This window comes from Amycolatopsis sp. NPDC043889 (assembly GCF_056435645.1).
Genome location: NZ_JBWKEC010000001.1, coordinates 588,251 through 610,872 on the forward strand (window position 1 = coordinate 588,251; position 22,622 = coordinate 610,872).

15 protein-coding genes and 1 pseudogene are annotated in these 22,622 nt (G+C 68.6%); 11 read left to right on the forward strand and 5 right to left on the reverse strand.

Annotated elements, in window-relative coordinates; genetic code table 11:
- Positions 1 to 46 precede the first annotated feature (46 nt).
- Complete coding sequence (locus AC0685_RS02975) at positions 47 to 1,096, forward strand: Gfo/Idh/MocA family oxidoreductase (RefSeq protein WP_478223982.1); 1,050 nt, start codon at positions 47 to 49, stop codon at positions 1,094 to 1,096.
- On the opposite strand, the gene AC0685_RS02980 is transcribed toward AC0685_RS02975, so the two are convergent.
- From AC0685_RS02980 to AC0685_RS02990, 3 genes are all read right to left on the reverse strand, one after another.
- The gene (locus tag AC0685_RS02980) at positions 1,097 to 3,610 is read right to left on the reverse strand and encodes a transglycosylase domain-containing protein (protein WP_478223983.1); all 2,514 of its coding nucleotides are present in this window, start codon (positions 3,608 to 3,610) and stop codon (positions 1,097 to 1,099) included.
- A gap of 160 nt (positions 3,611 to 3,770) precedes the next feature.
- Positions 3,771 to 6,146 carry a transglycosylase domain-containing protein gene (locus AC0685_RS02985; RefSeq protein WP_478224448.1) on the reverse strand — a complete coding sequence of 792 codons (2,376 nt, stop codon included), beginning with the start codon at positions 6,144 to 6,146 and terminating at the stop codon, positions 3,771 to 3,773.
- Between the two features lie 505 nt (positions 6,147 to 6,651).
- Complete coding sequence (locus AC0685_RS02990) at positions 6,652 to 7,065, reverse strand: DUF5318 domain-containing protein (RefSeq protein ID WP_125679417.1); 414 nt, start codon at positions 7,063 to 7,065, stop codon at positions 6,652 to 6,654.
- A gap of 248 nt (positions 7,066 to 7,313) precedes the next feature.
- Here AC0685_RS02990 and AC0685_RS02995 point away from each other — a divergent pair, with 248 nt between their 5' ends.
- Together AC0685_RS02995 and AC0685_RS03000 are read left to right on the forward strand one after the other, a co-directional pair.
- On the forward strand, positions 7,314 to 7,859 hold the full coding sequence (locus AC0685_RS02995; protein ID WP_005168208.1) for a PadR family transcriptional regulator: 546 nt from the start codon (positions 7,314 to 7,316) through the stop codon (positions 7,857 to 7,859).
- Between the two features lie 62 nt (positions 7,860 to 7,921).
- A complete protein-coding gene (locus tag AC0685_RS03000; RefSeq protein WP_191255714.1) occupies positions 7,922 to 9,004 on the forward strand; it encodes an inositol-3-phosphate synthase in 1,083 nt (360 codons plus the stop codon).
- A gap of 338 nt (positions 9,005 to 9,342) precedes the next feature.
- Here the strand turns inward: AC0685_RS03000 and AC0685_RS03005 are convergent, their stop codons facing one another.
- Complete coding sequence (locus AC0685_RS03005) at positions 9,343 to 9,978, reverse strand: HAD family hydrolase (protein ID WP_478223984.1); 636 nt, start codon at positions 9,976 to 9,978, stop codon at positions 9,343 to 9,345.
- Positions 9,979 to 10,060: 82 nt separating this feature from the next.
- Between AC0685_RS03005 and AC0685_RS03010 the strand changes: the two are divergent.
- The 8 genes and pseudogenes from AC0685_RS03010 to AC0685_RS03045 all read left to right on the forward strand — a co-directional run bounded on the left by AC0685_RS03010 (position 10,061) and on the right by AC0685_RS03045 (position 20,980).
- A pseudogene (locus tag AC0685_RS03010) lies at positions 10,061 to 10,422 on the forward strand (MarR family winged helix-turn-helix transcriptional regulator).
- The gene (locus tag AC0685_RS03015) at positions 10,412 to 11,629 is read left to right on the forward strand and encodes an MFS transporter (RefSeq protein ID WP_478223985.1); all 1,218 of its coding nucleotides are present in this window, start codon (positions 10,412 to 10,414) and stop codon (positions 11,627 to 11,629) included. The pseudogene AC0685_RS03010 and the gene AC0685_RS03015 overlap by 11 nt, the downstream one beginning before the upstream one ends.
- A gap of 98 nt (positions 11,630 to 11,727) precedes the next feature.
- Positions 11,728 to 13,770, forward strand: a complete 2,043-nt coding sequence (locus tag AC0685_RS03020) for a PhoX family protein (protein ID WP_478223986.1) — start codon at positions 11,728 to 11,730, stop codon at positions 13,768 to 13,770.
- Between the two features lie 179 nt (positions 13,771 to 13,949).
- Entirely contained in the window at positions 13,950 to 16,061 is a 2,112-nt protein-coding gene (locus AC0685_RS03025) for a PhoX family protein (protein WP_478223987.1), read from the forward strand.
- A gap of 112 nt (positions 16,062 to 16,173) precedes the next feature.
- The gene (locus AC0685_RS03030; protein ID WP_478223988.1) at positions 16,174 to 17,793 is read left to right on the forward strand and encodes a DUF7850 domain-containing protein; all 1,620 of its coding nucleotides are present in this window, start codon (positions 16,174 to 16,176) and stop codon (positions 17,791 to 17,793) included.
- A 32-nt stretch (positions 17,794 to 17,825) separates the two neighbouring features.
- On the forward strand, positions 17,826 to 18,443 hold the full coding sequence (locus AC0685_RS03035; protein ID WP_478223989.1) for a class I SAM-dependent DNA methyltransferase: 618 nt from the start codon (positions 17,826 to 17,828) through the stop codon (positions 18,441 to 18,443).
- Between the two features lie 53 nt (positions 18,444 to 18,496).
- Entirely contained in the window at positions 18,497 to 20,227 is a 1,731-nt protein-coding gene (locus AC0685_RS03040; RefSeq protein ID WP_478223990.1) for an arabinofuranosyltransferase AftB family protein, read from the forward strand.
- 66 nt (positions 20,228 to 20,293) lie between these two features.
- Positions 20,294 to 20,980 carry an SDR family oxidoreductase gene (locus AC0685_RS03045; protein ID WP_478223991.1) on the forward strand — a complete coding sequence of 229 codons (687 nt, stop codon included), beginning with the start codon at positions 20,294 to 20,296 and terminating at the stop codon, positions 20,978 to 20,980.
- Between the two features lie 292 nt (positions 20,981 to 21,272).
- On the opposite strand, the gene AC0685_RS03050 is transcribed toward AC0685_RS03045, so the two are convergent.
- Positions 21,273 to 22,580 (reverse strand): amidohydrolase family protein, encoded by a 1,308-nt coding sequence (locus AC0685_RS03050; RefSeq protein ID WP_478223992.1) that lies wholly within the window; start codon positions 22,578 to 22,580, stop codon positions 21,273 to 21,275.
- Positions 22,581 to 22,622 lie beyond the last annotated feature (42 nt).

A 22,622-nucleotide genomic window follows, 5' to 3' on the forward strand; every position in this document is an offset into this window, starting at 1 on the left:
CCTGCCATGGCTGGCTAATTACGCAACACTGTTGTTTAATGGGGTCATGGCTGACTTGCGAGTGGGGATCTTCGGATACGGCACCGGCGGACGCGTCTTCCACGCGCCGCTGGTCGACGCGACACCGGGGCTGACCCCGGCCGCCGTCGTCACCTCGAATCCGGACCGGGCCGGACAGGCGAGCGCCGACTATCCGGCCGCCGACGTGCTGCCGGACGCGGACGCGTTGTTCGCGAAGGCCGGCGAGCTGGACTTGGTCGTCGTCAGCACGCCGAACCGAACGCACGTTCCGCTCGCGCTTCGGGCGATCGAGGCGGGCTTGCCCGTCGTCGTCGACAAGCCCTTCGCGCCGACAGCGGCCGAAGCGGCGAAGGTCGTCGAAGCGGCGAAGGCCAAGGGAGTCGGACTGACGGTGTTCCAGAACCGCCGTTTCGACTCGGATTTCCTCACCGTCCGGAAAGTCCTCGAGACCGGCAGGCTCGGCGACGTCTTCCGCTTCGAATCACGCTATGACCGCTGGGTGCCGAAGCCGCGGGACAACTGGCGCGAGTTCGGCGACCCCGCCGAGGCGGGCGGCCTCCTCTACGACCTCGGCGCGCACATCGTCGACCAGGCGCTGCAGCTGTTCGGCCCGGTCGCCGAGGTCTACGCGGAGGTCGACAGGCGCCGCGCCGGGGTGTCCGTCGACGACGACGCCTTCGTCGCCCTCCGGCACACCAACGGGGTGCGTTCGCACTTGTGGGCGTCCGCGCTCGCGGGCACCCGGAACCCGCGATTCCGCGTGCTCGGCGACAAGGCGACCTTCACGAAGTACGGCCTCGACGTCCAGGAGCCGCAGATCAAGGACGGATTGCGGCCCGGCGACCCCGGCTGGGCGGTCGAGCCGCCGTCGGACGCGGGCGTGCTCGGCGTGAACGACGACGTCGAAACGGTGCCCACCGAGGTCGGCCGGTACGAGGACTTCTACGCGCAGGTGCGCGACGCGCTGCTCGGCAAGGGCGACTTCCCGGTCGATCCCGCCTCCGCCGTCGAGGCGCTCCGGGTCATCGAAGCCGCTCACCTCGCGGGTGCCGAACGGCGCGTCGTCACCCTCTAGCTATTCGGTATCGCCTCTGCCGCCCCGGCCGGGACTCCCGTTGCCGCCCTCTTCGTTGTTCTGGCTGGAGGTCGGCGGGTTCTTCGAGCTGGACGTCTCTTCGTCATCCTCATTCCGCGAAGACGAAGACCCGGTCGACGGGCCCGTCGACGGCGTGCCGGTCTCGGTCGAGCCTTCGTCCTCGCCCGGCGGGGTCTGCGTCGACGGGACGGTGTTGCTGTCGTCCCCGCCGATGATCTTGACCTTCTCGAAGCGCTCCCCCGGCTTCCCGTTCAGGTACAGGGAAAGGAACTTCTGCCAGATCGGGCCGGCGATCGTCGAACCGAAGATCGACTTGCCGTTCTTGCCCTTCAGCGCCTTGTCGCCGTCGCCGCCGACCCACACCGCGGCCGAGATCGACGGCGTGTAGCCGACCATCCAGGTCTGCGAGTTGGCGTCCTTCGCCGACGCGGGTTCGCCAGGACGGTAGGTGTGCTGCTGGGTTCCGGTCTTGCCCGCGCACTCGTGGTTGTTGGGACACTTGAGCTTCGAGAACGGGATGACACCCTTGAGCGACTCGGTGACGTTCCCGGCGATCTGCTTGCTCTTGGCGGCGTCGTCGGCGAACGCCGGTTTCGCCTCTTCGGGAGCGGAGTACGCGGCTTCGTCCTGCGAGTTGGTCACCTTGACGACGAAGTGCTTGTCCCGCCGCTGGCCTTCGGCCGCGAAGGTCGCGTACGCGGCGGCCATGTCCTCCGGGCTGATGACCGTCTTGCCACCGCCGAGCGCGATGTTGTTGTCGGCGAACAGCTCGGAGGCGCCCTCGGGGGCGGGTTTGACCCCGGCGTCCTTGGCTGCCTGTGCCACCGGCCCCGGCTTGGTCACGTTCACGACCATGTCGTAGAACACCGTGTTGGCCGACCGCTGCATCGCCTCGGCCACCGTGCACTGCTGCGAACAGGTGCTGCCGGGGCCGGCGTTCCGGATCGTCTGCTTCCCGAACTGCCGGTTGTTGGATCCGTCGAACGTCGAGTTGATGCCGCCCTTGCCGAGCTGCATGTACGCGGTGAGGTCGAACGGCTTCATGGAGGACCCGGGGTTCTGCGGCGTGTTCGCCCAGTCACGGCCCTTGAGGTCCTGGCCGTTGGGTCCCTTCACGATGGACGGCCCGCCGTAGTACGCCTTCACGCCGCCGGTCTTCGGGTCGATGGCGACGAGCGCGTTGAGCAGGTTCTCGTCGGTCTGGCCCTTCATTCCGTCGGCGATCGCCTTCTCGGCGGCGGCTTGCGCCTTCGGGTCGATGGTCGTGTAGATCTTGTAGCCGCCCGTGTAGTAGACGTCGTCGGTGATGCCGTTCGCGGCGAGCTCTTCCTTGACCTTGTCACGGATGAAGCTGTTGACGACACCCGCCTGCTCCTTGTCCTCCTGCGGTACCGGAGTCGGGAACTGCATGTTCGCCCGCTCCGCGGCGGGGAGGAAACCGTTCTGCACCATCCGGTTCAGCGCGACGTTCCAGCGTTCGTTCGCGACCTTCGGGTTCTCCGAGCGGCCCGGCTGCTGGATGAGGCCCGCGAGCAGCGCCGCCTCGGACGCGTTGAGCTCACCGGCGGGCTTGGCGAAGAACGCCTGCGCGGCCGACTCGATCCCGTACGCGCCACGTCCGAAGTAGATGATGTTCAGGTACGCCGAGATGATGTCCTTCTTCTCGTACGTCTGGTTCATCTTGAAGGACTTGGCGAGTTCGGTCCACTTACGGGTGAGGGTCGAATCGTCGTCCCCGCTGGCGACCTTGATGTACTGCTGGGAGATGGTCGAACCACCGCCCTTGCCCGCGGTCACCTGGTTGTAGACCGCGCGCAGGATGCCGCCGATGTCGAAACCGGAGTTGGTCTCGAAGGAGGCGTCCTCGGTGGCGATGACGGCCTTCTTGACGATGTCCGGGATCTGCTCCGGCGTCAGGATCTGCCGGTTGCCGCCCTTGGGGACGTCCTTGCCCATCTCGGTGTTGTCGGCGTAGTAGTACGTCACCGCCTGGCCCTGTGTGGCCGCGACGGACTGCGGCGACGGCACGTCGACGGCGAAATAGGTGATCACGAACGCGATCGCCGGGATGACGACGAAGAGGCAGAACAACGCGAGCAGAACCCGCCGGATCCGTCTCCACCTGCGCTTCTTGCGCTGCGCGGGGGTGAGGATCGGCTTCCCGTTCTCGTCGGTCTCCGGGCGGTACGGCTCATCGTCGTACGGCTCGTCGTAGCCGCGGTCGGTGGTGCCGTTGTGCTCGTGGTGCGTGATGAGGTCCGGCTCGTGCTGCGGCGCGACCGGTGGCCGCTGCGGACGCCGCGGTGGCGGCTGCTGAGGCGTGCCCTGCCGTTGCCACGGTGCCTGCCCCGGGCCCTGCGATCCGGGACCCGGCCGCTGCCCGTACCCGGGGGGCGGGCCGGCGGGGCGGCGGGGCGGTCCGGCCGGGCGTTGCGGACGACGTGCGGGGTCAGGGTCCTGACCTGGCCATCCGCCGTGGGGATCGTCGTTCACTGGGACGTCCTCCGAACCTTTCGTGGTGAGCGCGGTCCTGCGGTCGCAGGTCTCCTTCCAGTTAAGACGTATCGGAGCGGTTCAGGTTCATCGCCGCCAAGAAAAAAGGTGTGCCGGGCACTCGCCCGGCACACCTTTCAGCACCTGTTCAGCCCGATCGTCACGGATCTTCGGCGTTCGGGAACAACGGATCCGAAGTCCCCGGGCCCGGCCTCGTCCAGCTCGGCTTCGTCGGCTTGGTGGGTTTCGTCGGCGTCGTCTCGGTCGGCTCGGTGGGCGTCGTCGGTGTCGGGGTGGTCGTCGGCGTCTCGGGTGTCGTCGTCGTCGGCGGCGGTTTCTGCGCCGTCGTCGTCGGCACGTAGCGCGCGTCCTTGCCGATCGGCTTGACGCTGTCGAACTTCTCCGACGGCTTGCCGGTCATGTACCGGGCCATGAAGTCTTCCCAGATCGGACCGGCGATGGTCCGGCCGTAGACCGCCTTGCCGTTCTTGTCGTGCAGCGGCTTGTTGCCGTCGCCGCCGACCCACACCGACGTCGAGATGCTCGGCGTGTAGCCCACCATCCAGGTCTGCGCGTTGCGGTCGCGGTAGCTCGCCGGGTCGCTGTCCTTGAAGTCGTACTGCTGCGTTCCGGTCTTGCCCGCGCACTCGTGACCCTTCGGGCACTTGAGCTTCGAGTACGGGATGACCTCTTCGAGCGCGTCCGTGACGTTGCCCGCGATCTGCTTGCTCTTGTCGGCGTCGTCACTGAACGCGGGCGTGCCCTTGGGCGTCGTCTCGTCGAACTCGACCTCGTCCTGCGAGTTGGTCAGCTTGGCGACGAAGTGCTGCTTCTGCCGGACGCCTTCACCGGCGAACGTGGCGAAACCGGCCGCCATGTCCTCCGCGGTGGTGACCGTGCCACCACCGCCGAGCGCGATGTTGATGTCGGGGCTCAGCTTCGCCTTGCCGCCTTCGGCCTCCACCATCACGCCGGCTTCCTTCGCGGCCTTCGCCACCGGGTCGATCTTCGTCTCGTTGCGGACCATGTCGTAGAACACGGTGTTCGCGGAGACCTTCATCGCCTCGGCGACCGTGCACTGAGGACCGCAGCTGGCGCTCTCGCCCGCGTTCCGGACCGTGCGGCCGTCGAACTTCCGGTTGTTGGTGCCGTCGAAGGTTTCGCCGAGGCCCTTGCCCATCTTGAGGAACGCGGCGAGGTCGAAGGCCTTGAACGCCGAACCGGGGTTGTGCGGGACGTTCGCCCAGTCGATGGCCTGGACGTCCTGGCCTTTGTCGTTCTTCGTCCAGTCCGGGCCGCCCCAGTAGGCGACCACGCCGCCGGTCTTGGGGTCTATCGCGACCAGCGCGTTCAGGATGTTCTCGTCCGTCTGGCCCTTCATCCCCTCGGCGACGGACTCCTCGGCCATCTTCTGCGCCTTGGGGTCGATCGTCGTGGTGATCTTGAAGCCGCCCTGGTGCAGCCGGTCCTGGTCGTAGCCGCGGGCTTCGAGTTCGTCGATCACCCGGTTGCGGATGTGCAGGCTCATCGTCCCGGCGTTGTCGGCCTTCGCCTGCGCCTTCGGGATGGGCTTCGGGAACTCGGCGGTGGCGCGCTGACCGGGGTCGAGCCACTTGTTCGCCACCAGCTGGTCCATCACGAAGTTCCAGCGACGCTGCGCGTACGGCTCGTTCTCCGACCGGCTGGGCCCCTGGATCAGGCCGGCGAGCAGGGCCGCCTCGGACGCGCTGAGCTCCTTGGCCGGCTTCTTGAAGTAGGCCTGCGCGGCCGCTTCGATGCCGTTCGCGCCGCGGCCGAAGTAGATGGTGTTGAGGTAGGCGGTGATGATCTCCTCTTTGGACATCTGGTTGTTCATCTTGAAGGATTTGGCCAGCTCGGTCCATTTACGGGTGAGCGTCGGCGCCTCGTTGGCCGTGGCCTTCTTGATGTACTGCTGGGAGATCGTCGAACCGCCGCCCTGGCCGCCGGTGACGTTGTTGTAGACCGCGCGCAGGATGCCGCCGACGTCGAAACCGGAGTTGGTCTCGAACGACGAGTCCTCGGCCGCGTACACGGCCTTCTTGACCACGTCCGGGACTTCCCCGGGCTTCAGCAGGTACCGGCTGCCGCCGCTGGCGGGCGCGATCTTGCCCATCGGGCTGCCGTCGGCGTACATCAGCGTGATCGGCTGGCTCTGCAAGCTCGCGACGCTTTCCTGCGACGGGACGTCCACCAGGAAGTAGGTGATGACGAACGCGATCGCGGGCACCACGACGAACAGGCCGAACATCGCGTAGAGGACCCGGCGGACGATGCGCCAGCGCCGCTTCTTGCGCTGCTTCGGCGTAAGGACCTTCTTCTTGTCGTCCTGCTCGTCTTCGGCGGACTCGTCGTACGCGTCTTCGCCCTCGGCGCCGAACGCGGCGCTCGGGTGACGATCGTCATAGCGGTCGTCGTACGGGTCGTAGCCGTACGGGTCTTCGGTGCCGTTGTGCGCGTGGTGGGTGATGAGTTCCGGCTCGCGCTCGTACGGTTCCGGCTCGACCGGCCGGACCATCGCGGTGGCCTGATCGGCCGGGGCGGGAGGACGGCGGTCGCCGGGCGGAGGCGGCGGCGGGCGGTGCCCGGCGGCGCCGTTGCGGGCACGCTGGTCACCGGCGGCACGGCCACCGGGCGGCGGGGGTCCCTGCCTGCGCGGGGGCATGCCGTTGGGACGGCGCGGGGCCGCGGGACGGCGCGGTTCGCGGGGTTCATCACCGGAGGGCCACTCGGGGCCGCCGGCGTCGCCGCCCGGCCACTGCGGGTTGGCGGCGCGGGGGTGGGGAGGACGCGGGTTCGCCGAGCGGGGGATGCCGTTCGGGGGAGTCCGGCGCTGGGGGCGGCGCGGCGGTTCTTCGCTCGGCCAGCCGGGATCGTCGGTTTCGCCCGGCCATTGGGCACGGCGAGGTGCATCAGGCTCCTGGCCAGGCCAGGAGCGATTGCGGTCGTCGTTCACGAATGGGCCTCCCAGACCGGCGCTTCGGGGGACGCCGCTCTGTGGTCAACTGCGTTTTCGATACCTGTCACTGACCCGCTGTCCTCTGCGACCGGGTCCGTGGCCGGGTGGTTCCCGGATCTCCTGTTCCGAGGACGTAGGACCGCACCAGGTGGTTCCAGTGACAGCTCCCGCAGACCTCGACCTCGTAGACGGTGAACTCCGCGAAGTGCCCGTCCATCCGTACCAGTTCGTCCGGCGTCTTGGCCGATCCGGCGGCGTGCTTGAGCTCGTCGCCGTACACCCACGACACCAGGGTCAGTTCCTCCCGATGGCAGACCGGGCAGTCTTGATCACCTGGTCGGCCGTGGAATTTCGCGGCACGGAGGAGGTACGGGCCCGCGTCGCAGACGTCGTATGTGCCGACCCGTCCGGAGTGGACGCCCTTGAGCAGCGCGCGCCGCTGTAAGGCGTAGTCCACGACCTGCCGCTGGTTTCGCACGCCAACAGAGTACGGGCTCTTGCTGTGTGGTCCACGCCCCGTTGTCGGCGGGACGGTCCGTATGCGGTCGGACACGCCGAAGATTCGATAACTGTCCGATGAATTTCGGTGGGTTTTCCGGGTACTCGTTCGGGGTTAGCTACACCACTTCGATGTATCGGCGCGATATAGTGGGCCGGTAGGTTGACCGAGCCGGTCACGGTGGCCAACGCGACCGGTCGCGGTTTGTTCCCGGAAGGGGGTGCGGTGTGCTCGAGCTCGCGATCTTGGGGCTGCTGCACGAGACCCCCATGCACGGTTACGTGCTGCGCAAACGTTTGCACGAGACGCTCGGGATGTTCCGGACGTTCTCGTACGGCTCGCTGTACCCGACCCTGCGTCGGCTGCTTCGCGCCGGTTACCTCGTCGAGGAGCTCGAAGAGGTGGAAGACCGGGCGTGGGCACGCCGGGGCAAGCGTGTGTACAAGCTCACCGCCGAGGGCAAGGAACGGTTCGCCGAACTGCTCGGCGACGCAGGGCCGCAGACGTGGGACGACGAAGGCTTCGGCGTCCACCTGGCGTTCTTTTCGAGGACACCGGCCGACGTCAGGATGCGAATCCTGGAAGGCCGCCGTCGTCGGGTCGAGGAACGCCGTGAAGGACTTCGGACGGCAATGGCGCGGGCCGAGGAGAAGATCGACCGCTACACCCGTGAGCTGCACCGGCTCGGGCTGGAGTCCAGTGAGCGGGAGGTGCGCTGGCTCAACGAGCTGATCGCGCACGAACAGGCCGAGCAGCGCGGACCGGAGACCTGAGGCGCTCTCCGAGCGCGCTGCGCATTACCTACAACTGTTGGACTAATGAAGGAGAAACCGGCATGGGCGAGAACCGCCGCGTTCGGGTGGCCATCGTGGGCGTCGGCAACTGTGCGGCCTCGCTGGTCCAGGGCGTTCAGTACTACCGTGACGCAGATCCCAGCACTCGCGTGCCCGGTTTGATGCACGTCGTGTTCGGCGAGTACCACGTCCGCGACATCGAGTTCGTCGCCGCGTTCGACGTGGACGCCAAGAAGGTCAGCCGTGACCTGTCCGAGGCGATCTTCGCCTCGGAGAACAACACGATCAAGATCGCCGACGTGCCGCCGCTGGGTGTCACCGTGCAGCGCGGGCACACCTACGACGGACTCGGCCGCTTCTACCGCGAGACCATCGAGGAGTCCGACGAGACCCCGGTCGACGTCGTCGCCGCGCTGCGCGAGGCCGAGGTCGACGTGCTCGTCTCGTACCTGCCGGTGGGCTCCGAAGAAGCCGACAAGTTCTACGCGCAGGCCTGCATCGACGCCGGTGTGGCGTTCGTCAACGCGCTGCCGGTGTTCATCGCCTCCGACCCCGAGTGGGCGGAGAAGTTCCGCGCGGCCGGTGTCCCGATCGTCGGTGACGACATCAAGTCCCAGGTCGGCGCCACCATCACGCACCGCGTGCTGGCGAAGCTGTTCGAAGACCGCGGCGTCCAGCTCGACCGGACGATGCAGCTCAACGTGGGCGGGAACATGGACTTCCTGAACATGAAGGAGCTGGAGCGGCTCGAGTCGAAGAAGATCTCGAAGACCCAGTCGGTCACCTCGCAGGTCGACCGCGAGCTCGGCAAGGGCAACGTCCACATCGGGCCGTCCGACTACGTGCAGTGGCTCGACGACCGCAAGTGGGCCTACGTCCGGCTCGAAGGCCGTGCCTTCGGCGACGTACCGCTGAACCTGGAGTACAAGCTCGAGGTGTGGGACTCGCCGAACTCGGCGGGCATCATCATCGACGCCGTGCGCGCCGCGAAGATCGCGAAGGACCGCGGCATCGGCGGCCCGATCCTCTCGGCTTCCTCGTACTTCATGAAGTCGCCGCCGGAGCAGTACGACGACGCCACCGCGCGCGACGAGGTCGAGAAGTTCATCGCCGGCGAGGCGTGACCCTCCCCTGACGTGGGCTGAAAGCTCCCTTCACCGCATGTGACGCGGTGAAGGGAGCCTTCGACCGTATCCCGGGTATGCGAGCTGGGCACTTCGTGACTGCTGATGCCTGTGGGACGTACGTGGCGATTGCCGAGTCCGTGAAGGCCTCCTTGCCAACCCTCAGGGTAGGCAAGGAGGCCTTCACGGACACCGCAGCCGGAAACCCACGTAGGTGCCTAAGACACGGTCGGCTCTAACCCCTCGTCAGCACTCACGATCCGCCCTCAATCCGCGCGAATCACTTGAGCCGGGCACGGTCCTCTCGGTGAGAGTCCCTTGGACGATCACGCGGTTGTTCAGCCCTCCTGCAGCGCCGCCGGCAGGTCGGTGATCTTGCCGACCACCGTGGTCTGCTCCAGTACCGCCGGATCCGGCGGGAAGTGCGGATTCGGCACCGCGTACACCGTCATCCCCGCGGCCAGCGCCGCGCGCAGCCCGTTGGTCGTGTCCTCCACGGCCGCGCAGTTCTTCGGCTCCGCGCCCAGTAGCTCGGCCGCCTTCAGGTACACGTCGGGCGCCGGCTTCCCGGCGCCGACCTGCTCCGACGAAACCGCCGTCGGCACCGGCAGCCGCGTGATGTCGAGGAACGCCTTGATCAGCAGCGGCGGCGACGAGCTCGCGATCGCCACCGGCCAGTGCTTCGCGACCTCGCGCACGACCTCCGGCGCGCCAGGGATGATCGGCGGCTTCTCCGCGTACCGCCGCGCCATCCGGTCGATCACCACCTGCGCGACGTCGCCGGGCCGGAGCTGGACGCCGAGGTCGTGCGCCAGGTAAGCCGCCCATTCCGGGGTGCTCATCCCCTGCATGGCCCTGGTCGATTCCTCCCGCCAGGTGCCGTGGAACTCGTGGACGACCGCCCGGCGGACCTCGTCCCACATCTTTTCCGAATCCACCAGGACGCCGTCGAGATCGAAGATCACCGCTTCCACGCCCTCAACCCTAGGCGCTGTCCGGCAAGTCTGTGCGGCAGATTACTTAGCAATGCTCAGTAATTTTAGTTAGCATGGCTAAGTGACCGCGAAAGTCGCCGACCTCGCCCATCGGCTCCGCCCGCTGGTCTTCCGGCTGTACTACCTCGTCCGCCGGGAGACCCCGCAGGTGCGGCTCACCCTCACGTCGTCCGCCGTCTCGAACGGCTGGGCCTGGTCAGCCGCCATCCCGATCCCGCCGACGGCCGGGCGGTGCTCGTCGAGGTCACCGAGGTGGGACAGCGCTTCCATCGGCGATTGATCGTCGCGAGGGAGGAGTTCCTCCGCGAACGGCTCCTCGAACTCGACGAGACCGACCGCGCCGCGATCGAAGCCGCGCTCCCCGCCCTCACCAGGTTGCTGCACGAAGACAAGAAGGAGGAACTGATCCGCGATGAGCGCTGAGCACCACTCGAGCCTGTTGGACGCCGTCAAGGGGCAGCCCAAACAGGTATGGATCACCGCGTTCGCCGCGGTCATCGCGTTCATGGGCATCGGGCTCGTCGACCCGATCCTGCTGTCGATCGCGGAGGGCCTGAAGGCGACGCCGTCCGAAGTGACGCTGCTGTTCTCCAGCTACCTCGGCGTCCAGGCGGTCGCGATGCTGGTGACCGGCGCGATGAGTGCCCGGTTCGGGGCCAAGCGGACCGTGGTCGTCGGGCTGACGCTGGTCGTCGTCGCCACCGCGTTGTGCGCCGCGTCCGGCTCGATCGAGCAGCTCATCGGGCTGCGCGCGGTCTGGGGTCTCGGCAACGCCTTCTTCATCGCGACCGCGCTTTCGGTCATCGTCGGCGCCGCGACCGGCGGCCAGGCGGGCGCGATCCTGCTGTACGAGGCCGCGCTCGGCGTCGGTCTCGCGGTCGGTCCGCTGCTGGGCGCCCTGCTCGGCAGCATCTCGTGGCGTGGCCCGTTCCTCGGCACTTCGCTGCTGATGCTGTGCGGTCTCGTGCTGTGCTCGATCTTCCTGACCACCGACGCGAAGGAAAAGCGGCCCAAGATCCGCCTGCTCGACCCGTTCCGCGCGCTCAAGCACGGTGGCCTGCTGCGTACGTCGATCGGTTCCGCGCTCTACACCGCCGCGTTCTTCGTGGTGCTGGCCTGGTCGCCGTTCGTGCTGGAGTGGAGCGCCGTCGCCGTCGGCCTGATCTTCTGCGGCTGGGGTCTTTCGGTCGCCGTCGCGGGCGTGGTGCTGGCGCCGAAACTCGCCGCGAGGCTCGGTGAGCGGCACGCGACCGTGGTCGCCGTCTTCGGCTACGCCGTCCTGCTGCTGGTCATGGCGATCCCGAGCAAGCCGGTGCTGGTCGTCGGCATCATCCTGTCCGGTCTGGTGTCCGGCCTGCTCAACACGCTGTTCACCGGGACGGCGATGTCGATCAGCGGCGCCCCGCGTCCGGTCGCGAGCGCCGGGTACAACTTCTGCCGCTGGCTCGGCGGCGCGGTCGCCGCGACCGTCGTCGGTCACCTGGCCGAGTGGTTCGGCGCCAAGCAGGCGCCGTTCGTGATCGCCGCGATCCTGTGCGTGCTGGCCGGCGCCCTGCTGACGATCCGCGAGAAGTCCGCCGACCCGCACACGATTCCGGCCGAAGCCGTCCTCGTGGGCGAAGAGATGTGAATCGGAACAAAGGGTGAACACCGGACCAACGAGGGGTTTCCTCTCGTCGGTCCGGTGCCTTAGCGTCGACCTCCCGAACTGCCTGACCGGAGGTCCGCGTGAAGTTCCTTCCGTTGCTGGCCGGCCACTCACCAAGCCGGGCGTCAGTGACCTGTACCTACCGCTGTGGCGACGCGTGCTTCCACGACGCGCCGAACACGTCGGACAACCCCACCTTCGCCGACGTGCTCGGCGCGGTGAGCCGCCGCGGCGCGTTGAAGGCGACCGCAGTCGTCGCGCTGGCCGCCGGGACGCCGCTCGCGCTCGCCGCGCCCGCCTCCGCGGCACCGGCGGGCCGTCCGAAACCACCGCCCGGCACCGACTACCAGCGGGTCCAGCCGAACACTCTCGACGCCGTCGTGGTGCCCGTGGGCTACGAACAGGGCATCGTGATCCGCTGGGGTGACGCGGTGCTGCCCGGCGCGCCGGAGTTCGACTTCGACCATCAGACCGCCGAGGCGCAGGCGAAGCAGTTCGGCTACAACTGCGACTTCGCCGCGCTGCTGCCGCTCGACCACTGGGGCCTCTCCTCGCTCCTGGTCACGAACCACGAGTACACCTCGGAAGAGTTCATGTTCCGCGGTTACGACCGGGACAACCCGACCGAGGAACAGGTCAAGATCGCGTGGGCGGCCCACGGGCTGACCGTCGTCCAGGTGTCGCGCGGACGCGACACCGGGCACCTGCGGCCGAAGATGTCCCGCTACAACCGGCGGATCACGCTGCACACGCCGTTCAAGGTGACGGGTCCCGCGGCGGGAAGCGACCTGCTCAAGACCGCCGCCGATCCCACCGGCACGGTGGTGCTGGGCACGATGAACAACTGCGCGGGCGGCGTCACGCCGTGGGGCACGATCCTGTCCGGCGAGGAGAACATCAACCAGTACTTCGGGAACGCGGAAACGGTGGCCGATCCGGTCAAGCGCAAGCGCTACGCGCGCTACGGCATCAAGGGCACCGCGACCACCCGCAAGTGGGAGCGGTTCGACGCGCGCTGGGACATCGCCAGGGAACCGAACGAGGCCCACCGCTTCGGCTGGGTGATCGAGCTGGACCCGAACGATCCGGACAGTACCCCGGTCAAGCACACGCATCTGGGCCGGTTCAAGCACGAGACGGCGAACATCCGCGTCGCCAAGGACGGCCGCGTGGTCGCCTACTCCGGTGACGACGAGCGCTTCGAGTACATCTACAAATTCATCTCGAAGGGCCGCATGAAGCCGGGCGACAGCGCGCATGCCCGGCGGCACAACATGACCCTCCTCGACGACGGCACGCTCTACGTCGGCCGGTTCACCGGCGACAGCCCGCCCGCCGAGATCGACGGCACCGGGAAACTGCCGAGCGACGGTGAATTCGACGGCGGCGGCGAGTGGATCCCGTTGGCGTCGGGAAACAAGTCCTTTGTGGACGGAATGACCGCCGAAGAGGTGTACGTCTTCACCCGCGAGGCGGCCGACAAGGTGGGCGCCACCAAGATGGACCGCCCGGAGGACATCCAGGCCCATCCGTACACCGGCCGGATCTACTGCGCGCTCAGCAACAACGTAGAGCGCGGCAACCCCGGCAAGGAAGGCGCCACCGAGCCCAACCCGCGGCTGAACAACAAGCACGGCCAGGTGCTGGAGCTCGAAGAGCGTCGCGGGGACGCGCTCGCGCTGACCTTCAGCTGGCGGTTGTTCCTAGTGTGCGGTGATCCGGCCTCACCGGACACCTACTTCGCGGGCTTCCCCAAGGACCAGGTCTCGCCGATCTCCAGCCCTGACAACGTGGCCTTCGACCGGCACGGCAACCTCTGGATCTCCACCGACTCGGCGGGCGCCCTCGGCATCAACGACGGCCTCTACTCGGTGCCGTTGGAAGGCCGCAACCGCGGCGAGCTGAAGCTGTTCCTCACCGTGCCCCGCGGCGCGGAGACCTGCGGCCCGATCGTCGAGCGGAAGATCGTCACGGTCTGTGTCCAGCATCCGGGTGAAGTGGACGGCGCGAACGCCGACAAACCGGCCTCCCATTGGCCGGACGGCGGCGAAAGCCAGCCCCGTCCCTCGGTGGTGGCGGTGTGGAAACTGGGCAGGCACGGCCTGGCCGACATCGGTTCTTAGTCGAAAAGCAACGATCTAGCAGTACTTTTGGTCGATGGCGCGCCGCCGGGTCCGGCAGCGCGCCATCGCTCGTTCGCGCGCTGTTCATCTTCTGGCCAGAGCCGGATCGTTTTGGTCGCTTAACGTCACGGCGTTCCCCCGACTGGACTACGTGTACCCACCGCGACCATGGAGGCCCTGTGTCCTTCGAGCCTCAGCGGCTGCTGCCGTTGATCACCTCCCACCCCGGTGGCCGCTCCGCGGTCACCTGCGAGTACCGCTGCGGCAACGCGTGCGCCCACCCCGAGCCGAACACGTCGGACAACGAATACTTCGGCGACGTCGTCAAGAACATGCTGTCCCGTCGTGGCGCGCTGAAGGCCGGCGCCGTGATGGCCGCGGCCGCCGGTGGTTTCGCCGCGCTGTCCGGCACGGCCGCCGCCGAGACCCCGGCTGACGTATCCAGTGCTGCCGCCGCGGGCCACGGCAAGCCGGGCCGCCCCGGACGTCCGGTGCCGGGCACCGACTTCGAAGCGGTGCCGCCGAACACGCTCGACGCGGTCACCATCCCCGAGGGTTACGAGCAGCGCGTCGTCATCCGCTGGGGCGACGCCGTCGAGTGGGGCGCGCCGAAGTTCGACTTCCACAAGCAGACCGCGGCCGCGCAGGCGAAGCAGTTCGGCTACAACTGCGACTTCGTCGGCCTGATCCCGCAGGACCCGCTGGGTATCCGCAACCTCATGGTGGTGAACCACGAGTACACCACCGAGGTCCACATGTTCCCGGTCGACCAGTACGACCCGAAGAACCCGACCGAGGAGCAGGTCAAGATCGCGTGGGCGGCGCACGGCCTTTCGGTCGTCCAGGCCTTCCGCGACCCGATCGGTGGCGCCCTGCGTGTGACGCCGAGTCCGTTCAACCGCCGCATCACGCTGAACACCTCGTTCGAGGTGCGCGGCCCGGCCGCCGGTTCGAAGTACCTCAAGACGTCCGCGGACCCGACCGGCCGCAAGGTCTTCGGCACGCAGAACAACTGCGCCGGCGGCGTGACCCCGTGGGGCACCGTGCTTTCCGGCGAGGAGAACGTCAACCAGTACTTCGCCAACGCGGCCAAGGTCACCGACCCCGTCGCGGCCGCACGCCTGAAGCGGTACGGCTTCTCCGGCACCGAAAGCACCCGCAAGTGGGAGCGGTTCGACAAGCGCTGGGACCTCGCGCAGGAGCCCAACGAGGCCAACCGGTTCGGCTGGGTCGTCGAAATCGACCCGAACGACCCGAACTCGACGCCGATCAAGCACACCGCGCTCGGCCGGTTCAAGCACGAGGCCGCGAACGTCAAGATCACCAAGGACGGCCGGGTCGCCGTCTACTCCGGTGACGACGAGCGGTTCGAGTACATCTACAAGTTCGTCTCCAAGGGCAAGTACAAGCCGGGCAAGAGCGCGCACGCGCGTCGCCACAACTCGGCGCTGCTCGACGACGGCACCCTCTACGTCGCCCGCTTCACCGGCGACAGCCCGGCTTCCGAGATCGACGGTACCGGGAAACTTCCCTCGGACGGCGAATTCGACGGCGTCGGCGAATGGATCCCGCTGGCCTCCGGCAACAAGTCCTTTGTGGATGGTTTCACCGCCGAAGAGGTCTACGTCTTCACCCGCGAGGCGGCGGACAAGGTCCAGCCGACCAAGATGGACCGGCCCGAGGACATCGAGCCGAACCCGGTCAACGGCCGGATCTACGCCGCGCTGACCAACAACAGCCAGCGCGGCCCCGCGGGCAAGGCGAACGTCGACGAGGCGAACCCGCGGCCGAACAACCGCAACGGGCACATCCTCGAGTGGGAAGAGAACGGCGGCGACGCCGCGTCGACGAAGTTCTCCTGGCGGCTGCTGCTCGTCTGCGGTGACCCGAAGACGGCGGACACCTACTTCGGCGGCTTCCCGAAGGACCAGGTCAGCCCGATCTCCTGCCCGGACAACGTCGCGTTCGACCGGCACGGCAACCTGTGGATCTCCACCGACGGCAACGCGCTCGGCTCGAACGACGGCTTGTTCTCGGTGCCGGTCACCGGGCCTCAGCGCGGTCAGGTCAAGCAGTTCCTCACCGTGCCGAACGGCGGTGAGGCCTGTGGTCCGGTCGTGACCGATCATCTGGTGCTCGTCGCGGTCCAGCACCCCGGTGAGGACGCGCCGAACTCCGGCAGCCCGGTGTCGCACTGGCCGGACGGCGGCACGTCGCAGCCGCGGCCGTCGATCGTGTCGGTGTGGAAGAAGGGTCGCTGGGGCCAGGTCGGCCGTATCGGCGTCAAGTAGTGGCCTCCGGCGCCCCGATCACTCTCGGCGAGACTTGTTCTGCCTGATCGGGGCGCCGGACGACACCGTTCGGTGATTACGGAACTCTGCCGCGCTCATTAGCTTCAGCCCTGTGAAAAGGGCACTGGTGTTCATGACGGCAGGCGCACTCGTGGCGGGCATCCTTCCCCCGTCCGCACAGGCCGCGACCGTCCCGTCCGGTTGCACCGGCGGCGCCGCGCCGAACCCGAGCCTCGAGCAGGGCAGCCCGCCCGCCGGCTACACGTTCAACCCCGCCGCCCCGGTACCTCCCGGCACGCCGAGGAGCAAGCAACCCCGGCTGTCGACGGCCAGCGGCTACCAGCCCGACGGCGGCAAATACGCCCTGATCTCGACGCCGGACAAGATGGTCAGCACCGCCTACGCGGCGATGAAGTTCGTGCCCGGCGCCGTCTACACGCTGACCGACTGGACCGGCACGAACGACGGCAACCTCCGGCGCGCGGACGCCGTCCAGGAGACCGGACTGCGGTTCTACGACGGGTCCGGCAAGGTCGTCCTGGAGAACAAGCTCAAGGTCGTGCACGCCGTCGAGGCCGACGGCAAACTGGCCCGGCAGGATTTCCCGCCGTCGATCGCCCCGCCGTCGGCCGGTTCGGTGAAGTTCTTCGCCGCCACCGACCGCAACTGGGTCATGTGGGACTGCGTCCACCTGCGGGTCGACTCGTTCTCGGCGAAGGCGGAGGTGCGGGACCCGGCGAGCGGCGCCTGGGGCGCCACGGCCACCCTCGAGGCGGGCACCACCGCGAACTACCGCTTCACGGTCACCAACGACGGCACCACGACGCTGACCGGCATCAAGGTCGAAGACCCGTACTGCGACGTGAACCCCACCCCGATCGCGACCCTCGAAGCCGGCAAGTCCGCGACCGTCGCCTGCGACCACAAGAACATCACCGAAGCGGACAACGGCCACGTCAGCACCGTGACCGTCTCCAGCGGAACCTTGCCGAAGAAGACCGCGACCACGACCATCAAGGTCACCCCGCCGCCCGCGATCGACGAGATCGGCGAATTCGCCTGGGACGACGTCGACCGGAACGGCCTGCAGGACCCCGGGGAGCCGGGCGTTCAGGGCGTGAAGGTGACTTTGAAGGACGCGTCGGGCACGGCGCTGGGGACGCTCACCACCGGCGCCGACGGCAAGTACCGCTTCACCAAGCTGAAAGACGGCATCTACCAGGTCTGCTTCGACATCGCCGGGCTTCCCTTCACGTACACGGCGAAGGACGCGGGCGACGACGCGAAGGATTCGGACGCCGACCCGGCGACCGGTTGCACCGCGACCACCACCGTCGGCCCTCGCAAACGGATCGACCTGACGCTCGCCGCGGGTCTCGTCGCGCCGCTGAGCAGGCTGGGCGACTTCGTGTGGCTGGACAAGGACAAGGACGGCCTCCAGCGCCGCGACGAGCTCGGCGTCCCGGATGTGAAGGTGACGTTGAAGGACGCTTCCGGCAAGGAGACGGCCTCGACCGTGACCGGGCCGGACGGGCGGTACGCCTTCGAACGGGTGCTTCCGGGCTCGTACCAGGTGTGCTTCGACGTCGGCTCGCGCCGGCTGACCCGGTCCGGAGTCGCGCACCACGACGGCACCGACTCGGCGGCGGACCCCGCGACCGGCTGCACGCCGGTGGCCTCGCCGAACGCGCCGGAGGACCTGACCAGGGACGCCGGGCTGATCGAGCCGTGAATTGTCGGTGGGTGCCGCTAACGTCGCCCACCGTGACCTCCCACCTCGACGCCACCCGCGCGTCCTACGACACCGTCGCCGAGGACTACGCGGCGCGGATCGGACCGCTCTTCGACCAGGAGCCGATCAGCCGCGCGATGCTCGTCGCGTTCGCCGAGCAGGTGCGCGGCCCGGTCGCCGACGTCGGCTGCGGTCCTGGCCACGTCACCGCTCACCTGGCGGCGCTCGGCCTCGACGTCACCGGTGTCGACTTGTCGCCGAAAATGGTCGAGATAGCCCGTCGTCATTACCCTGAACAGCGGTTTTCGGTCGGCTCGATGACCGCCCTGGACTTCCCGGACGGCGAGCTGGGCGGTCTCGTCGCCTGGTGGTCGATCTTCCACCTGCCGCCGGAGGAGCTCCCGGCGGTGTTCGCGGAGTTCCGTCGCACCCTCGTGCCTGGTGGGCGAGTACTGCTCGGGTTCCATGTCGGAGACGAGCGGCTGAGCCCGGAGACGGCGTACGGCCACCCGGTCACCTACGACGCCTACCTGCTGGATCCCGGCCGGATCGCGGATCTGCTGGCGCAGGCGGGCTTCGAGGTCACCGCGCGGCTGGCCATGGAAGGGAGGAAGTGGCCACAGTCCTGCCTGTCCGGCCGTGCGGTTTGACTCGCGGGCCGCGGACCTGATCTCCTGCGCACGCAACCGAGGCGGGCGGGGCCATGACGCAGACGAACACGACGACGGGTGAGAACACGCCCGGCTGGCCTTCGCGCGCCTGGTACCTGAGGCCGTCGACCTGGACTTGGTTCGGGTTCGGCCTGGTCCTGATGGTCTACGCCGACCTGGCCTGGCGCCGTCGCTGGATGAGCGACGACGGGCTGATCGTGCTGCGGACGGTCCGGCAGATCCTCGCGGGCAACGGTCCGGTGTTCAACGTCGGCGAGCGGGTCGAGACCAACACGAGTCCTTTGTGGACGGCTGTTCTGAGCGTCCTCGGGCTGCTCCCTGGGGTGCCGCTGGAGTGGGTCTCCGTGGTCACCGGGCTGGTCTTCTCGGTCGCCGGGTTGTTCTTCGGCCTGGACGGCGCCCGGCGGCTCTATCAGCCGCTGGCGTTCCACGGACTCGCCCCCGCCGGGGCGCTGGTGGTCTGCGCGCTGCCGCCGTTCCGCGACTTCGCGACGTCCGGGCTCGAGACCGGGCTGATCACCTTGTGGCTGGGCGGTACCTGGTGGCTGCTTGTCCGCCGTACGTCCACAATGGACGATCTGCGTACCTGGCCGGTCGCGCTGGTCGCCGGGCTGGGGCCGTTGGTGCGGCCCGATCTCGCCCTCTTCAGCGCTGTCACCTTGGTGGCGTTGCTCGTCCTCGCGCGGCCGGGACGTCGCCACGCGATGGGCCTGATGGCCGTGGCGGCCGCGCTCCCGTTGGCGTATCAGGTGTTCCGGATGGGCTACTACGGTCTGCTGACGCCGAACACCGCGCTGGTCAAGGAGGCGTCGGAAGCGAACTGGGCCCGTGGATGGGCCTACCTTGCCGATCTCGTCCAGCCGTACTGGCTGTGGCTCCCGCTGCTGCTGCTGCTCGCGGCCGCGGTCGTCACGGTTTCGTCCACTATGGACAGAACCTTCGTGGTGCTCACCGCGGTTCCGGTGGCCGGAGCGGTGTTGCTCGCGGTGTACGTGATCCGGGTCGGCGGGGATTTCATGCACGGGCGCATGCTGCTCCCGGCGCTGTTCTGCCTGCTCCTGCCGGTGCTGGCCGTGCCGGTGACGAGGGTGACCGTGGCGCTTCTGGTCGCCGTCGGGATCTGGGCGTTCGTGGCCGCCGCATCGCTTCGCCCGGCGTATTCGGCTTCTCCGCGCGCTGTGGGCGTCACGGACGAGCGAGCGTTCTGGTCGTGGTCGACCGGGCACGAGCATCCGATCCTGGCGGAGGACTACGCCGGCCACCCGCTGATGCCGTCGGCGCTGGCGGCCGTCCGGGGTGTGGAAGGTCCGGCGGTGCTGATCCAGGACTACACGACCAGACGCTGGTACGCGTACCCGACGGACCGGCCGTACGTGACCGTCGCGGCGGACAGCATGGGCGCGCTCGGCCTGCTGATCCCGCTCGACATGCGGCTGCGCGACGGTTACGGCCTCGCCAACCCGTTCGCCGCCCATTCGACATCGCTCCCCGGCGGCCGTCCTGGCCACCAGAAATGGCTGCCCCCGGTGTGGGAGCTGGCGAATTCGGCGCGGCTCCCGATCGCCGAAGGCGGTCCGGTCCGCGCCGCGGACGTCGCCGCCGCCCGAGCGGCGCTCGACTGCCAGGCTCTCGTGGCGATCGACGCGTCGGTCCGGGATCCGCTGACGGCCGGCCGCTTCGCGGACAACCTCGCCGGTTCGTTCACCCGCGGCTCCATCCGGTTCCCGAGGGTGGCGACGCCGCCTGTCGTCTGCGCCCCCTGATCACGCGAGTTCGCCGTCTGGACACGCGTTTACCGGTCCAGATTCGAACCCACTAGCGTGGCCGGCATGGCTGATCTCCCCTTGGCTCTCGTCACCGGCGCCACCCGCGGTATCGGTGCCGCGGCCGCCCGCGCGCTCGCCCCGACCCACCGGTTGCTGCTCGGCGGCCGCGACGCCGGCGCGCTCGGCGAACTGGCGGGCACACTGCCCGAGGCGAAGCCGTGGCCGATCGACCTGACCGACACGGAGACACTGGAGACGGCGACCGCCGAAATCGGCGCGCTGGACGTGCTGGTGCACTCGGCGGGCGTGGCTCGGCTCGGCACGGTCGAGACCGCGACCGACGCCGACTGGCGAGCGAACTTCGAGGTCAACGTCCTCGGCGTCGTCACGCTGACCAGGCTGTTGCTGCCCGCGCTGCGTGCTTCGAAGGGGCACGTCGTCGTGATCAACTCGGGCGCCGGGCAGAACGCGCGGCCGGGCTGGGGTCCGTACGCCGCGAGCAAGTTCGCCGTCCGGGCCTTCGCCGACTCCCTGCGCGAGGAGGAGTCCGCGCTTCGGGTGACGTCGATCTACCCCGGTCGCACCGACACCGAAATGCAGCAGGCGATCGTCGCCGACGAGGGCCGCGCGTACGAGCCGGAACGCTTTCTGCGCCCCGAATCCGTCGCTGCCGCCGTCCTCGCCGCGGTCTCCGCCACCGGTGACGCGCACCCGACCGAGGTGACCCTCCGGCCGCGCGGCCTGGTCTAGCCTCGCTTAGCAGCGCGCGGGTTCCCAATGTCGCCTTTGAGATTCTCAGCGCCTCAAATGCGACATTGGGAACCCTGGTCCCGGCGCCGCCAGCGTGCCTTGCGCCCAATGTGGCACCGGGGCCGCTCAGCGTCCCCATGCCGCATTGGGCGCTCGGGCCAGTTGTCCACAGCCCCTCACCGTTGTGGACAACTCCGCCCTGACCAGCACTTTCCCGGGTCCCGCCCCGCCCACCCCCGATAGACTGGCCTCGGGGCCGCCCCCTGGGACGGGTGGGGGTTGCGTAGGTGAGTTAAGAGCGCAGGCGTGCGGCGGTGTGGGCGACTTCGGCCTGCACCTTGCCGCGGTCCACCCGCAGTGGTTCGCCGTCGCCGACGACCTGCTCGCCCGCCACCCACACGTCGCGAACGCGGCGCGAGCCCGCGGCCCACACCAGGTTCGCGAACAGTTGCGCGTCGGGCACGTCGATACCGGTCGCGAAGGCCGGGTCGTCGAGGTCGACGTGCACCATGTCCGCCCACCGGCCGGCTTCCAGCGCGCCGATGTCGGTCCGGCCCAGCGCGTCCGCGCCGCCGCGGGTGCCGAGCAGGAACGCGTCGGCCGCGGTCAGCACGGTCGAGTCACCGGTCGCGAGCCGCGCGAACATCGCCGAGAGCTGCACTTCCTCCCACAGGTCGATGTCGTCGTTCGACGCCGGGCCGTCGGTGCCGAGCCCGATGGCGACGCCCGCCTTCCGCAGCTCCGTCACCCGGGCGATGCCCGAGGCGAGCTTCGCGTTCGATCCGGGACAGTGCGCCATCCCGACGCCGCGCGCGGCGAACAGCGCGATGTCCTCGTCGGACAGGTGGATCGCGTGCGCGGCCAGCGTCCGGCCCCGCAGCATCCCGACCTTCTCCAGCAGCGCGGGCACCGAACCGTGCGCTTCACGCTGCTTGACGTCTTCGAGCGCCGCCTCGGCCACGTGGATCTGCACCAGCGCGCCACGCTCGGCCGCCGATTCCGCGGTCGCCCGCAGCGCTTCGTCGTTCAGCATGTACGCCGAGTGCGGCCCGTAGCCGACCTCGATCCGGTCACCGGGCCCGAACCGGAGACCGTCGGTGTCGATCCAGCGTTCGATGCTCTTCAGCATCGCGCGCCAGTCCATCCCCGGCAGTTCCATGATCGGCGGGGCCAGCACCACCCGGCCACCGGTGGCGAGCACCGCGTCGGCGAGCTGCTCGCCTTCGAAGTACATCTCCGCGCTGGTCGTGACGCCGTGCCGCAGCATCTCGATCGAGCCCAGCATCATGCCGGTGCGGATGTCGGCGGGCTCCAGCTTCGCTTCGGTGGGCCAGATGATCTCGGTCAGCCACGGCAGCAGCGGCAGGTCGCCGCCCATGCCGCGCAGCAGCGTCATCGGGCTGTGCGCGTGCGCGTTGACCAGCCCGGGCAGGAGGATGCCGCTCAACCGGGTCACGGGAGCGGACGTTTCGGGGGCCCCGGACAGGGGACCGACATGGGTGACGCGGCCCGTCTCGTCCACGTCGACCACGGCGTCACGCAGCAACGAGCAAGCGGGGTCGGCGGGGAGAACGACAGGAGCGTGGAAACGGCGTTGCATATATGGAGCTTACGGACCGTACTCTTTATCGCGCCGACCGCT

Excerpts from the sequence above, each read along its gene's own strand:
- AC0685_RS02975 (WP_478223982.1), top strand. The coding sequence starts at position 47 with ATGGCTGACTTGCGAGTGGGGATCTTCGGATACGGCACCGGCGGACGC.
- AC0685_RS02985 (WP_478224448.1), bottom strand. The coding sequence starts at position 6,146 with ATGGTCCGGCCGGTCGAGCCGGAACCGTACGAGCGCGAGCCGGAACTC.
- AC0685_RS03000 (WP_191255714.1), top strand. The coding sequence starts at position 7,922 with ATGGGCGAGAACCGCCGCGTTCGGGTGGCCATCGTGGGCGTCGGCAAC.
- AC0685_RS03015 (WP_478223985.1), top strand. The coding sequence starts at position 10,412 with ATGAGCGCTGAGCACCACTCGAGCCTGTTGGACGCCGTCAAGGGGCAG.
- AC0685_RS03040 (WP_478223990.1), top strand. The coding sequence starts at position 18,497 with ATGACGCAGACGAACACGACGACGGGTGAGAACACGCCCGGCTGGCCT.
- AC0685_RS03045 (WP_478223991.1), top strand. The coding sequence starts at position 20,294 with ATGGCTGATCTCCCCTTGGCTCTCGTCACCGGCGCCACCCGCGGTATC.
- AC0685_RS03050 (WP_478223992.1), bottom strand. The coding sequence starts at position 22,580 with ATGCAACGCCGTTTCCACGCTCCTGTCGTTCTCCCCGCCGACCCCGCT.